Raw genomic sequence first — 13631 nt, 5'->3', positions numbered from 1 at the left:
TCACCTCGGGGGGCGCGGGAAGAAGCCGCTGGTACGGGCGGAGTATTCGGCATAGCCGGGCCGCTCGGCCAGGTGTCGCTCCAGCAGCCGTTTTCCGCTGCCCCGCACCAGCAGCAGGCTCATCACCACCGGGGACACCACGGACACGGCCGCCGCGGCCGGGGAGTCGCAGGCCGCCAGGAACAGGCCCCACCAGACGCAGAAGTCCCCGAAGTAGTTCGGGTGCCGGGTCCAGGACCACAGCCCCCGGTCCATGATCCGGCCCCGGTTGGCGGGGTCGGCCTTGAACCGGGCCAGCTGGGCGTCCCCGACCGCCTCGAAGCCGAGGCCCAGCGCCCACAGCGCGGTGCCGGCCCAGGTGAGGACGGACGGCGGGCCGGGCACGTACTGCGCCGCCTGCACGGGCAGCGACACCAGCCAGACCAGGGCGCCCTGGAGCAGGTAGACCATCCGCAGGGCGTAGGCGTTCCGGTTGCCGGGGGCCCTGGCCAGCATCGCCTCGTAGCGCGGGTCCTCGCCGTGGCCCCGGCCGCGGCGGGCGATGTGCGCGGCGAGCCGCAGCCCCCACAGCGCGGTCAGCACCGTGACCAGGACGCGCCGCGACAGGTCCCCGTGCCCGGCGGAGACCGCGAGGGTCACGACGGCGACGGCGGTGAAGCCGACGCCCCAGGCGACGTCCACGATCCGGTGGACGCCCGCGCGTACCGCGACGGCGAAGGTGACCAGCATGACGGCGAACGCCGCGGCGGCGGCCCAGGCGAGGTTGAGCGCGAACGCGCCCCACGGAAAGCCGCTCACGCCTGCTCCAGCCCCTCGTACCACTGGTGCGTGGTCGCCGGCATGCCGCTGACGCCGCCCGGACCGGGCCGTACGCCCAGGATCTGGTCGACGCCCATGCGCCCCTCCTCGAAGGCGAGCGCCGCGCCGGCCAGGTAGAGCCGCCACACCCGCGCGGTCTCCTGGCCGGTCAGGCGGACGAACGACGTCCAGCGCTCCTCCAGGGTGCGGTGCCAGGCGGCGATGGTCCGGACGTAGTGCTCGCGCAGCGACTCGGTGTGCCGTACCTCGAGGCCGGCCGCCTCCAGCAGGCCGGTCGTCTCGCCGAGCGGCCGCATGTGCATGTCGGGGGCGATGTACGCCTCGATGAAGGGCCCGCCGCCGGGAGCGGTGCGGCCGCGCGACATCTGCTGCACCAGCACTCGTCCGCACGGCCGGACGAGCCGGTGCAGGGCCGCGGCGAACGCCGGGTACTCGGCGTCGCCGACGTGCTCGCCCATCTCGATCGTGGTGACGGCGTCGTAGTCGCCGCCCTCGATGTCCCGGTAGTCCTGGCACACCACCCGCACTCGCTCGGTCAGGCCGCGCTCGGCCACCCGCTCGCGCACGTACGCCGCCTGTTGCCGGGCCAGGGTGACGGCGGTGACCAGGGCCCCGTGCCGTTCGGCCGCGTGCAGGGTGAGCGAGCCCCAGCCGCAGCCGATGTCCAGCAGCCGGGCGCCGGGCCGCAGATCGAGCTTGCGGCAGATCAGCTCCAGCTTGGCCCGCTGGGCGGCGGCGGGGGTGAAGCCGGGGTCGTCGCTCGCCCAGTAGCCGCACGAGTAGGCCATGGTGTCGTCGAGGAGGAGGCCGTAGAACGCGTTGGACAGGTCGTAGTGGTGGCTGACGGCGGCCCGGTCGCGGGCCCGGCTGTGCAGGCCGCCGCGCAGCCGGGCCTGGGAGGCGGGCGCGGCCGGCGGAGGACCCACGGCACCGAGCCGTACGGCGGTGGCGAGCGCCCTGGCCCGGTCGGCGGGCGTGAGCCGGGGCGGGCGCGGGCCCCGTTCCCGGGCGGCGGCCCACATCGTCCTGAGGCCCTCGCCGAGGTCGCCCTCGACGTCGAGTTCGCCGGTGACGTACGCCTGCGCCAGGCCGAGTTCGCCGGGCTGCCACAGCAGCCGGCGCAGTGCGCGCCGGGAGCGCAGCACGACCACGGGGGCGCCGGTGGGGCCCGTCTCACTGCCGTCCCAGGCGCGCAGCCGTACGGGCAGGGGGCCGCCGAGCGTGTCCGCGGCGAGGGCGGCGAGCCGGTGCGCGGCACCGGGGCGGCCGGCGGGCCGGAGGCTGGTCATCGGGCGGGATCCTCCTTGGTGAACAGGTACTGCTGGACGTCGAGGTAGCCGGCCCGGAAGCCGGCCTCGCAGTAGGCGAGGTAGAAGGTCCACAGGCGTCGGAAGGTCTCGTCGAAGCCGAGCGCCCCGACGTCCTCGGCGCGTTCGGTGAACCTCTCCCGCCACAGGCGCAGCGTCTCGGCGTAGTGGGCGCCGAAGGCGTCGCGGCGGGCCGGGCGCAGCCGGGTGTGGTCGCGCGCGGTCTCCTCGATCGCCCGGGTGGAGGGGATGAAGCCGCCGGGGAAGACGTACTTGTGGATCCAGGTGAAGGTGTCCCGGGTGGCGAGCATCCGCTCGTGCGGCATGGTGATGGCCTGGAGCGCCGCCCGGCCGCCGGGGGCCAGCCGCTCGTCCAGGGTGCGGAAGTACACCGGCCAGAACTCCGCGCCGACGGCCTCGATCATCTCCACGCTGACCACGGCGTCGTACGTGCCGCGCGCCTCGCGGTAGTCGCACAGCTCGATCGCGACCCGGTCGCCGAGTCCCGCCGCGCGCACCCGTTCCAGGGCCAGCTCGCGCTGTTCCCGGGAGAGGGTGAGCGAGGTGACCCGGGCGCCGCGGGCGGCGGCGCGCAGGGCCAGTTCGCCCCAGCCGGTGCCGATCTCCAGCAGCCGGGTGCCCTCGCCCACGCCGGCCAGGTCGAGCAGCCGGTCGATCTTGCGGCGCTGGGCCGCTGCGAGCAGGTCCTGGCCGGCCGGGAAGCCGCGGAAGACGGCGGAGGAGTAGGTGAGGGTGTCGTCCAGGAAGAGGGCGAACAGGTCGTTCGACAGGTCGTAGTGGCGGCTGATGTTGGAGCGGGAGCCGTCGGGTGTGTTGCGCTCCTCGTACGGGCGGCGCGGCGCCCACAGGCCGCGCAGCCGTTGCAGCGGGGCCGGGACGAGCTCGGCGGCGTGCGCGGCGAGCACTGTGAGGGCGGCGACCAGGTCGGGGGCGTCCCATTCGCCGGCCATGTAGGACTCGCCGAACCCGACCAGGCCGCCGGTGCCGACGCGGGCGAGGAAGGCGGCCGGGTCCCGCACCTCCAGCGACGGCCCGCCCCGCCCGACGTGCTGCGCACCGGCGAACCGGACCCGCAACGGCAGCCCGCGCAGCGCCCGGCGCACCAGGACTCCGGTCACGGCGGTACGCGCCCACGAGGAGGACGGCACGACGGCGACATCGGGCCACCGCACGGGGTCGACGGGGGCGGCACGCCCGGCGGGGACGGTGACCGGATCGACCCGCACGACCGGCCCGGCGGGCGCCGGGACCACGTCCGGGAGGCCCGCACCCGGCACCGCGGGGACGACACCGAGACCTGCCCCTGCCGACGCTCCCGCCCCGCCGGCCGGGGCGGCCGGCCCGGCGACGGAACCGTCCGGGATGCCCGGGTCCGGGGCCGTGGAGGCGGTGCCGGGGTCCGCCGGGGCCGGTGCTCCGGGTGGGGGTGGTTCGTGGCGGGCCCCGGCGGGGGCGTCCGGTGCCGGGCGGGCGCCGGGTACGCCGGTGGTGGGATCGGGGGGTGTGGCCGGTCCGGCAGGGCTGGTGCCGGGCTGAGCTGTCCTCATGGGGCGTTCTCCGGGATGCGGTGGTCGTCGGGCCGGGGCTGGACGGGCAGCCCCCGCAGGTAGAGGCGTATGCCGTGGGCCCTGATGGCGGCCGAGACGGCGAGGGTGGACCAGGGGCGGCGCAGCGCCAGCCGCAGCAGGGCCGCCGGGGTCGCCGCGCGCCGGGTGCCGCGTACCGTCGCGGTGAACGCCCTGCCGCCCGCGCGGTCCAGGTGCACGGTCAGGTCGAGCCGCTGCCCGGGCGGCGGCAGCCGCATGCGGTAGGAGCCGTCGACCGGGAAGAACGGCGAGACGTAGAACTCCTTGCCGGCGCGGGCGGTGCCGGTCGCGTCCGGGTGCAGCAGGTAGCAGTGCCGGCCGCCGTACGTGTTGTGCACCTCGGCGACCACGCAGCGCGGCTCGCCGCCGGGGCCGTGGCACCAGTACAGGGTGAGGGGGTTGAAGACGTGCCCGAGCACCCGGGCGTGGGTGAGCATCAGCACGCGCCCGCCGTCCAGGAAGACCCCGTGCGCGGCGAGGAAGGCGTCCAGGCCGGCGCGGATCGAGGGCTGGTCGCCGGTGAAGTGGTCGCGGGGGTCGAACCGGGCGAGCGGCCGCAGCAGGGGCGGGAGCCGGGGCGGGCGGTCGGGGTCGACGAGCCACAGGTAGGTGCGGTGCCGCAGCGCGTACCGCCGGGGGGCGGTGCGCACGTGCGCGATCGTGCACGGGTAGAGGGCGGGTACGTCGGTCACCAGCGCGCTCCCAGCACGGCGGCGGCCTCGGCGCCGGAGCGGCAGCCGTCCTCGTGGAACCCCCAGCCGTGGTAGGCGCCCGCGAACGCGCAGACGGGGCTGTTCAGTTCGTGCAGGCGCCGCTGCGCGGCCACCGACTCGGGCGTGTAGACCGGGTGTTCGTAGACCATGCGGGCCAGCACCCGGCCGGGGTCGACCCGGTCCTCGCCGCCCAGGGTGACGACGAACGTCTCGTCGGCGTCGAGGCGTTGCAGCCGGTTCATGTCGTAGCTGACCCGCACCCGGTCGGCGCCGGCCGCGCAGGCCGGCATCAGGTAGTTCCAGGAGGCGCGGGCGCCCCGGGCCCGCGGCAGCAGCGCGGTGTCGGTGTGCAGGAGCGTGACGTTGCGGGAGTAGCGGAACGCGCCCAGCACCTCGCGCTCCCGCCCGCTCGCGTCGGCCAGCAGCCGCAGGGCCTGGTCCGGGTGGACCGCGATCACCACGGCGTCGTACGACTCGGTGGTGCCGTCCCCGGTCGTGACGTCGGCCCCGTCGGCGTGCCGTCGCACGGCCCGCACGGGGGTGGCGGTGCGGATCTCGCCGATGTGCTTGGCGGCCCGGTCGACGTACTCGCGCGAACCGCCGCTGACCGTGCGCCACACCGGCGAACCGCTCACCGACAGCAGTCCGTGGTGCTCCAGGAACCGGAACAGGTAGGCGGCCGGGTAGCGCTGGGCGGTCGCGGCGTCGCAGGACCACACCGCCGACACCACGGGAGTCATGAAGTGGGCGCGGAAGTAGGCGGAGAAGCCCTCCCGGTCCAGGAACTCCCCCAGGGTGAGCGAGTCCTCGGCGCCTTCGGCCAGCAGTCGCCGGGCCGCCCGGTGGAAGACGGGCACCTCGGCGAGCAGCCGCAGATAGGGGCCGCGCAGCAGGTTGCGGGGCTGGGCGAGGAGCCCGGCCGGGCCGCGGGCGCCGGCGTACTCCAGGCCGCACCCCTCGCACCGCACCGACATGCTCATCTCCGACTCCTGCGTGGCGACGCCGAGTTCGTCGAAGAGCCGCAGCAGGTGCGGGTAGGTGCGCCGGTTGTGCACGATGAACCCGGAGTCGACGCGGTGCACCCGGCCGTCGGACGACGAGGTCAGCTCATGGGTGTGCGCGTGTCCGCCGAGCCGGTCGTCGGCCTCGTACAGGGTGACGTGACCGCCACGGCCCAGAAGGTACGCGGCGGTCAGCCCCGCCACCCCGGAGCCCACCACCGCCGTCCGCCGCCCGTACCGTCCCATCGCCTCTCCTTACGCGCCGCGCGATCACCGTCCGCGCGTAATCCGGAGCAGGTCGGGCGGTGGATTGGCGGTCGGTCGGGGGCGGCGGGAAGAGGCCCTGGGTGTATTGCCCTGTGAGGTGGGGGACGCGGCCGGCCGACGCCGCCGGGGCCGGCCGTGCGGGGTGTGTCAGGCCGGTGTCCCGACCGCCGGGTCCACCGGGCCGGCCGGGACCGGCTGCCGTACGACGCGGCGGCGCCGGGTGGGTGTCAGGACCGGGTGGGCGACGCCCCAGGCCGCGCCCTTGCAGATCAGTTCCTTGTAGGCGGCGGCGAGCCGGCCCGTCAGGGCGGCCCGGACGGCGCGGTCGTCGGCGGTGACGTACTGGATGAGGCCCTCCCTGCGGCCCAGCGAGATGCACTGGTTGAAGTAGCGGAGCGGCACGTTCGGGATCTTTCCGCCGGTCAGACGGGCCGCGATGGCGTCGGCGGCCTGCCATGCGGTGGGGACGCCCGAGGCGCACGACATCCGCAGCGGCTTGTCGCCGGGGCCCGTCACCATGGCCGCGTCGCCGATGGCGTACACGTCCGGGTGCGAGACCGAGCGCATGGTGCGGTCGACGACGATCCGGCCCGTGCCGGTGACCTCCAGGGTGGTGGCCTTCGCGATCGGGTGGACGGCGAAGCCGGTGGTCCACACGGTGACCGCGGCCGGGATGGACCCGCCGTCGGCGGTGGTGACGCGGTCGGCCTCGACGCCGGTGACGACGGCGTGCTCGTGCGCGGTGATCCCCAGCCTGCCGAAGACCTCCCGCAGGTGCCGGCGGCCCTTGGGCGAGAGCCAGTCGCCCAGTCCGCCGCGGGCGGCGAGGGCGACATCGAGGTCCGGGCGGGCCTCGGCGATCTCGGTCACGGCCTCCAGGCCGGTGAGGCCGCCGCCGACCACGACCACGGACCGCCCGGCGTCCAGGCGGGCCAGCCGCTCGCGCAGCCGGAGCGCGCCGGGGCGGCCGGCGATCTCGTGGGCGTGCTCGGCGGCGCCGGGGACGCCCTGGCTGTCCCAGCCGCTGCCGAGGGCGTAGACGAGGGTGTCGTACTCCAGTTCCTCGGGCTCCGGCTCCCCGGCTTCCGGTCCCCCGGCTCCCGGCTCGGCGGTGCCGTTCGCGTCGACGACGGTGACGGTCCTGCGGTCGGCGTCGACGCCGGTGACCTTCGCGAGCCTCAGTTCGACGCCGGTGCCCGCGAACATCTCGCCGAAGGGCCGGGGCTCGAGGGGGTGACCGACCGCCAGCTGGTGCATCCGCACGCGTTCGACGAAGTCGGGTGCGGCGTTGACGAGGGTGAGGGCGACGTCTTCGCGGTGCAGCCGCCTGGCGAGGCGCCCGGCGGCGGTGGCTCCGGTGTATCCGGCTCCGAGGACGACGATGCGGTGCTGCATTTCCTGGCTCCTGTCGTGAAGCGGATTCATGAGCGGATCGCCCCTTGAACCGGACGGCCCGCCGATCCCTGACAGGAACGGGGTGTGAAGCAGCTCACATCGGGATCAGAAGCGGGATCAGAAGACGGTGAACAGGGGTTCGCCGTGGTCGGCGGCAGCCCAGCGCCGGGTCGCACGTCCGAGCTTGTCGGGATTGGCCTGGTTGCGGAGCCCGGCGATGCCTTCGGCCGTGATCTCCAGGCACATGACGCCGACGACCCGGCCGTCGACGACCGCCACGACGGCGGGCTCCCCGTTGGCGGTCGTGGCGTAGACCTCGGGCGATCCGCCGGCGTAGGCCTGCTTGGCCTTGCCGGGCCTGAACAGGCCCCGCAGGAACTTCGCGACCGCGAGTGCGCCCTCGACCGCCCTGGCACGGGCCGGGATCTTCCCGCCCCCGTCGCCGACCGAGACGGCGTCCTGGGTGAGCAGCCGGACGAGCGGCTCGGTCCGGCCGCTGGTGGCGGCCACGAGGAACTCCTCGACGATCCGCCGGGCGGCGGCCTCGTCGATCCCGGTGCGGGCCTTGCCGGCCGCGACGTGCTTCTTGGCGCGGTGGAGGAGCTGCTGGCTGGCGGCCTCGGTGATGTCGAGGATCCCGGCGATCTCCCGGTGCGGGTAGTCGAAGGCCTCCCGCAGCACGTACACCGCCCGCTCGCTCGGGGAGAGGCGTTCCAGCAGGACGAGGACCGCGTACGAGACCGACTCGCGCTGCTCGGCGGTGTCGGCGGGACCGAGCATCGGGTCTCCGGCGAGCAGCGGCTCGGGGAGCCACTGGCCCACGTAGGTCTCGCGCCGTGCGCGGGCCGAGGTGAGCTGGTTGAGGCACTGGTTGGTGAGCACCTTCGTCAGCCAGGCCTCGGGGACCTCGATATGGCCGGCGTCGGCGGCCTGCCAGCGCAGGAACGTCTCCTGCACGGCGTCCTCGGCCTCGCTCGCGGAGCCGAGCAGCCGGTAGGCGACGGCCTCCAGACGGGGCCTGAAGGCCTCGAACCGCTCCACGTCGTGCACGGTCAGCGCCATGCCCCGGATCCTAGGCCAGTGCCCCGGCAAGGGCCGGCCCGCCTGTCGTACTCCGCGGTGGACCGCCCAGGCGTCCGCCACCGGGCCCCGTGATCGACGTCACACCCGGTGGAGGCGTGCTCGGCCCGGTGCGCGGCACCTCTCAGGCCGGCAGGCGCTTCACCACCGCGTCCCCGCGCTCGGCCGCCCGTGCGTAGAAGGCCGCCAGCTCCCGGTGCGTCGAGGCGAACGCGCCCCACGTCTCGGGCTCCGCGGTCTCGCCACCGTAGCGCGGCAGCAGTTCGTCGCGGGCGAACAGCCACAGGGCGTCGAAGTCGGTCCGTGCGAGGAACCCGGCCACCCGGCGGGCCTGGGCCGCCGTCAGCACCAGCAGCGGCGGCTTGTGCCGGTCGGGGCGGAACACCGGCCGGCCGCCGAGCACCACCTGGGTCTGGGGCCGGCCCTCGGCGCGGCACGGGGGCGGGCCGGTGTAGATGCGTTCCTGGTCCAGGTAGCGCCGGTCGAGCACCTCTTCGTGGTGCCGGCCGGCCCGGTGCCGGACGCTCTCCGCGTCATCCTCGAACGCTCGAGAGCCAGGTCGCGCTGTTGCGCAGTGCCGGGGGCGGCACCGCGCACAGGTGGAGGTACGTACTCATGCCAGGAGGAGCGCACGGGGACGCCGAAGCATTACGCGGCAAGCGGGACGCGGCGGCAACGGCCCATGGCCGGGGTGTCGTTGTGGCGGAGCGCGTCGAGGACGCCGTGAAGGGCCTCTGAGGTGGGGTGACACTTCCGTGAGGACGGACGCTGGTCACCATGGGGCCGTCGACGCGACCGGAGCGCGGCGGACGGCATGGACTCGCTGTGGAACCGGTGCGAACGAGGACAGTTTTGGGCCAGGTACGGCAATCCCGGCGCGTACAGGCGTACGACGGGGAACTGGGCGCGGCGGTCACGCGGGCCCAGGACGGTGACGAGGCCGCTTTCGCGGTCGCCTACCGGATCGTGCAGCCGGGCCTGCTCGGCTACCTGCACGGCCTCGTCGGCGACGACGCGGAGGACGTGGCGTCCGACGCCTGGCTGGAGATCGCCCGCGACCTGGGGCGTTTCCAGGGGGACGGGGCCGGTTTCCGGGGCTGGACGGCGACCATCGCCCGGCACCGGGCGCTGGACCATCTGCGCCGGCAGCGGGTGCGGCCCCGGGCGGGAGGCACCGAACAGGACGTACTGGACCTGGCCGGCCCGCACAGCACCCATGAGCAGGCCCTGGAGTCCCTCTCCACCGAGCGGGCCCTGGAACTGGTCCGCGGACTGCCGCGGGACCAGGCCGAGGCGGTGCTCCTGCGGGTCGTCGTCGGCCTGGACGGTCCCGCTGCCGCACGCGTCCTCGGCAAGCGCCCCGGAGCGGTACGTACCGCCGCCCACCGGGGCCTGAAGCGCCTCGCCCGCCAGTTGGGCCTCGACGGTGCGGCGGACGAGGGTGTGACGGATGGGGCTTCCCGAACGCTGGGGGAGTCGAAATGAACGTTGAACGGATCGAACCCGTCGGACACGAACGGAAGCGGACATGGGCGAGCGGCTGAGCGGCGGCGGGCTTCCGGACCGTCGGCGGGCCCGCCCCGGCGGTGCCGGGTCCGGCCCGGACGTGGATGACACCGGCGCGCTGGAGACGGCACTCGCCGCCGCCCTGCGCGAGGGCGATCCCGCCCCCGAGGGCGAGCTGCGGGCCCTGGCCGCCTTCCGGACCGCCGGCGCCGCGGGCGCGCACCGGGCGCGCACCCGGCGCCGCGACGACTGGCGGCGGCCCGCCGAGCGGCGCGCCGGGCGCTCGGTGAAGGTGACGCTCGGGGTGGTGTTCGCCGGCCTCACCCTGAGCGGCGTCGCGGTGGCGGCCATCGGTTCGGCCGGCTCGTCCGCAAAGGGAGCCGGCGACGGACGGGGAACCGCGCACCCGTCCCCGGCCGCCCCGGGCCGGCCGGGCGGCACGGCCTCGCCGACGGCCCCCGACGGCCGCAAGCCGGCGGACCGTCCGGCCGCCGCCCAGGACACAGAAGCCCACTGCCGCGCCTACGAACAGGTCGAGGGCCGCGGCAAGGCGCTCGGCGCGACGGCCTGGCAGCGGCTCGTCGCGGCCGCCGGCGGGAAGGACGAGGTCGCCGCGTACTGCGCCGAGCGGCTCGCGCGGGCGACGGCCGGACCCGGCGGCACGGGCGGCACGGGCGGCACGGGCAACCCCGGTGCGGGCTCCGCGGGCGGCGGCAGCGGCAACGGGAACGGCAACGGCAACGGCAACGGCAGGTCCGGAAACACCGGCACCGGCGCCGGCACTGCCGGAAACGGCCGGGCGAGCGCGGACAAGGGCGGCACGAAGCACCGGTGACGCCGGGCCCCGGACGCGATCGGCCCAGTCTCCCGTGGGCCCCGGCCTCGCTCTCCGCCTACGCTGGTGCCGTTCTCCGCGTGATGCCCGAAAACCACACGCCGAGCCGCACGGCAGAAGAGAGCACGTCGATGGCCGCCACCCGACACCCGCCGCCGAGCCGGCTGCGGACGTGGATGCTGGAGGGGCTGTCCGACATGGGCAGGCCCGGCGGCCACACCGGCCCGCACGCGGCGCCGGAGCCCCCGCACAAGGGGCAGCGCTGGTACCGGGTGATGTGCCTGACCGGCGTGGACTACTTCTCCACCCTCGGCTACCAGCCCGGCATCGCGGCCCTCGCCGCGGGCCTGCTCTCGCCGGTCGCCACCCTCGTCCTCGTCGGCGTCACCCTGGCCGGCGCGCTCCCGGTGTACCGCCGGGTGGCCGAGGAGAGCCCCCACGGCGAGGGCTCCATCGCCATGCTGGAGCGGCTGCTGTCGTTCTGGAAGGGCAAGCTGTTCGTCCTGACCCTGCTCGGGTTCGCCGCCACCGACTTCCTGATCACCATCACCCTGTCCGCCGCCGACGCCTCCACCCACCTGGTCGAGAACCCCCATCTGACCAGCGCCCTGCAGGGCAAGCAGATGCTGTTCACCCTGCTGCTGGTGGCGCTGCTCGGCGCGGTGTTCCTCAAGGGCTTCCTGGAGGCGATCGGTGTCGCGGTCGCCCTGGTGGCCGTCTATCTCGCGCTGAACGCCGTCGTCGTCGTCGCCGGCCTGTGGCACGTGCTCACCGCCGAGCACCTGGTCACCGACTGGACCAGCGCGCTGACCGCGGAACACGGCAGCGTCCTCGCCATGGTCGGCGTGTCCCTGCTGGTCTTCCCCAAGCTGGCGCTGGGCCTGTCCGGCTTCGAGACCGGCGTCGCCGTCATGCCGCACGTCCGGGGCGACGACAGCGACACCGAGGAGCGCCCCAGGGGCCGGATCCGGGACACGAAGAAGCTGCTCACGGCCGCCGCGCTGATCATGAGCGTCTTCCTGATCACCACCAGCTTCATCACGACGGTGCTGATCCCGGAGAAGGAGTTCGAGGCGGGCGGCCAGGCCAACGGGCGCGCGCTCGCCTACCTCGCCCACGCGTACCTCGGCGGGACGTTCGGCACGGTCTACGACATCTCCACCATCGCCATCCTGTGGTTCGCCGGCGCCTCCGCCATGGCCGGCCTGCTCAACCTGATGCCGCGCTACCTGCCCCGCTACGGCATGGCCCCGCACTGGGCCCGCGCCGTCCGCCCGATGGTCATCGTCTTCACCCTCATCGCCTTCCTGGTCACCTGGATCTTCGACGCCAGCGTCGACAAGCAGGGCGGCGCCTACGCCACCGGTGTGCTGGTCCTGATGTCCTCCGCGGCGATCGCGGTGACCATCGCCTCACGCAAGGCCCGGCAGCACGGCTGGACCACCGGCTACGCGGTCGTGGCCACGGTCCTGCTCTACGTCACCGTCGCCAACGTCTTCGAGCGCCCGGACGGTGTGAAGATCGGCGCCTGCTTCATCGTCGGCATCATCCTGGTCTCGCTGCTGTCCCGGCTGGCCCGCGCCTTCGAACTGCGCGTGACCAGCGTCCAGCTCGACGACATGGCGCAGCGGTTCGTCCGCGACGTCGCGAGCCGCAAGATCCGGCTGATCGCCAACGACCCCGGCTCACGGGACAAGGCCGAGTACCGCGACAAGATCAGGCAGATCCGGGCCGACAGCGACCTGACGGAGCAGGAGGACTTCGTCTTCGCCGAGGTCACGGTCACCGACCCGTCCGAGTTCGAGGCCGAGCTGACCGTCCGCGGCGAGGTCCTCCACGGCCGCTACCGCGTGCTGACCCTGGAGTCCTCCTCCATCCCCAACGCCCTCGCCGCCCTCCTCCTGCACGTCCGCGACACCACGGGCTGCATCCCGCACATCTACTTCGAGTGGACGGAGGGCACCCCGCTCGCCAACTTCCTGCGCTTCTTCCTCTTCGGCCAGGGCGAGGTCGCCCCCGTCACCCGCGAGGTGCTGCGCGAGGCCGAACCGGACCCCGCCCGCCGCCCCCGCGTCCACACCGTGTGAGACCGGCCCGGACGGCTACGTCCCGTCCGTGGTGGACCGGGTGCGGCCGGGCTCCGGCAGCTCGCCCAGCTCGGCGCGGGCGTGGAGCACGTCGCCGATGAACAGGTCGTACACCAGCACCCCGACGACCCCGCCGATGAGCGGTCCGACGATCGGTATCCAGAAGTAGTTGCTGAACCACGGGCCGTCCCCCGGAAAGGCCAGACTCTGCCAGCCGGCCAGCCAGGTCAGCAGGCGCGGACCGAAGTCACGGGCCGGGTTGATGGCGTAGCCGGCGTTCGAGCCGAAGGAGATACCGATGGCGGCCACGGCGAAGCCGATCAGCAGCGGGCCGAGGTTCGCCTGCACCGCCGTGTTGCGCAGGTCGATGAGGGCCACCACCAGCATCACCAGGAAGGCGGTGCCGACGATCTGGTCGACCAGCGGTCCCCAGACGCCACCGTGGAAGTACGGCGCGGGGAAGGTGGCGAAGATCGAGAACGAGGCGAGCGTGTGCCCGTTCGTCTTGGGTGGCTTCGAGGCGGCGTCGAAGGCGGTGATCGCGTCGTGGTAGACGGCCAAAACCAGGGCCGCCCCGGCGAAGGCGCCGACCACCTGCGACAGCCAGTACGGGAGGACCTTGACCCAGGGGAACTTGCGCCGCACCGCGAACGCCAGCGTCACGGCCGGGTTGATGTGCGCGCCGCTGACGCCTCCGGCGACGTAGATGCCGAAGACCACGGCGAAGGCCCAGCCCCAGGCGATCAGCAGCCAGTCACCGGCCGCGAGGAAGATCGTGGTGGGCGACTCCGTGCGGCCCGAGCCGGGCAGCCCGGCGACGGCCACGGCCACGGAACCGCATCCGAACGAGATCAGGACGAAGGTCCCCAGGAACTCCGCCATGCATTCGCCCAGCAGACCCCCGCGGCGCCGGAGCGTGGAGGGTTTGATCAGGGGAGGTATTTCCACAGCCATACAGGCCCCCTCGGGGAGAGCGTCCGGCCATACGGCCGATCACGGAACCGGCCATGTCCC

The 13631-nt window shown here is 74.3% G+C and carries 12 protein-coding genes; 3 read left to right on the top strand and 9 right to left on the bottom strand.

Annotation, left to right across the window (positions count from 1 at the left end; all coding sequences use genetic code 11):
• From ABZX30_RS07105 to ABZX30_RS07070, 8 genes are all read right to left on the bottom strand, one after another.
• On the bottom strand, positions 1-798 hold the full coding sequence (locus ABZX30_RS07105; protein WP_355929842.1) for a DUF1295 domain-containing protein: 798 nt from the start codon (positions 796-798) through the stop codon (positions 1-3).
• Positions 795-2108, bottom strand: coding sequence for a cyclopropane-fatty-acyl-phospholipid synthase family protein (locus ABZX30_RS07100; RefSeq protein WP_355929841.1), 1314 nt, complete (start codon positions 2106-2108; stop codon positions 795-797). Before ABZX30_RS07100 ends, ABZX30_RS07105 begins: the two co-directional genes overlap by 4 nt.
• Positions 2105-3373: a cyclopropane-fatty-acyl-phospholipid synthase family protein gene (locus ABZX30_RS07095; RefSeq protein ID WP_355929895.1), complete on the bottom strand. Its 1269-nt coding sequence runs from the start codon at positions 3371-3373 to the stop codon at positions 2105-2107. Before ABZX30_RS07095 ends, ABZX30_RS07100 begins: the two co-directional genes overlap by 4 nt.
• A gap of 317 nt (positions 3374-3690) precedes the next feature.
• The gene (locus ABZX30_RS07090) at positions 3691-4425 is read right to left on the bottom strand and encodes a DUF1365 domain-containing protein (RefSeq protein WP_355929838.1); all 735 of its coding nucleotides are present in this window, start codon (positions 4423-4425) and stop codon (positions 3691-3693) included.
• Positions 4422-5693 carry an FAD-dependent oxidoreductase gene (locus ABZX30_RS07085; RefSeq protein ID WP_355929836.1) on the bottom strand — a complete coding sequence of 424 codons (1272 nt, stop codon included), beginning with the start codon at positions 5691-5693 and terminating at the stop codon, positions 4422-4424. The genes ABZX30_RS07090 and ABZX30_RS07085 overlap by 4 nt, the downstream gene beginning before the upstream one ends.
• Positions 5694-5861: 168 nt before the next feature.
• Positions 5862-7109, bottom strand: coding sequence for an FAD-dependent oxidoreductase (locus ABZX30_RS07080; RefSeq protein WP_355929834.1), 1248 nt, complete (start codon positions 7107-7109; stop codon positions 5862-5864).
• Between the two features lie 117 nt (positions 7110-7226).
• Positions 7227-8171: an RNA polymerase sigma-70 factor gene (locus ABZX30_RS07075; RefSeq protein ID WP_355929831.1), complete on the bottom strand. Its 945-nt coding sequence runs from the start codon at positions 8169-8171 to the stop codon at positions 7227-7229.
• A gap of 142 nt (positions 8172-8313) precedes the next feature.
• Positions 8314-8679: a DUF1877 family protein gene (locus tag ABZX30_RS07070; protein WP_355929829.1), complete on the bottom strand. Its 366-nt coding sequence runs from the start codon at positions 8677-8679 to the stop codon at positions 8314-8316.
• A gap of 362 nt (positions 8680-9041) precedes the next feature.
• Here ABZX30_RS07070 and ABZX30_RS07065 point away from each other — a divergent pair, with 362 nt between their 5' ends.
• From ABZX30_RS07065 to ABZX30_RS07055, 3 genes are all read left to right on the top strand, one after another.
• Positions 9042-9674, top strand: a complete 633-nt coding sequence (locus tag ABZX30_RS07065; protein ID WP_355929828.1) for an RNA polymerase sigma factor — start codon at positions 9042-9044, stop codon at positions 9672-9674.
• A gap of 43 nt (positions 9675-9717) precedes the next feature.
• Entirely contained in the window at positions 9718-10530 is an 813-nt protein-coding gene (locus tag ABZX30_RS07060; protein ID WP_355929825.1) for a hypothetical protein, read from the top strand.
• Positions 10531-10661: 131 nt separating this feature from the next.
• A complete protein-coding gene (locus ABZX30_RS07055) occupies positions 10662-12617 on the top strand; it encodes an amino acid transporter (protein ID WP_355929823.1) in 1956 nt (651 codons plus the stop codon).
• A 15-nt stretch (positions 12618-12632) separates the two neighbouring features.
• Here ABZX30_RS07055 and ABZX30_RS07050 read toward each other — a convergent pair whose 3' ends face one another.
• Complete coding sequence (locus ABZX30_RS07050; RefSeq protein ID WP_355929821.1) at positions 12633-13571, bottom strand: MIP/aquaporin family protein; 939 nt, start codon at positions 13569-13571, stop codon at positions 12633-12635.
• Between the last annotated feature and the right edge of the window lie 60 nt (positions 13572-13631).

The organism is Streptomyces sp. NPDC004542, from assembly GCF_040610035.1.
Taxonomy (GTDB): domain Bacteria; phylum Actinomycetota; class Actinomycetes; order Streptomycetales; family Streptomycetaceae; genus Streptomyces.
The sequence above is the reverse complement of the archived record's forward strand: the minus strand, read 5'-3'. Positions and strand labels throughout refer to the sequence as shown.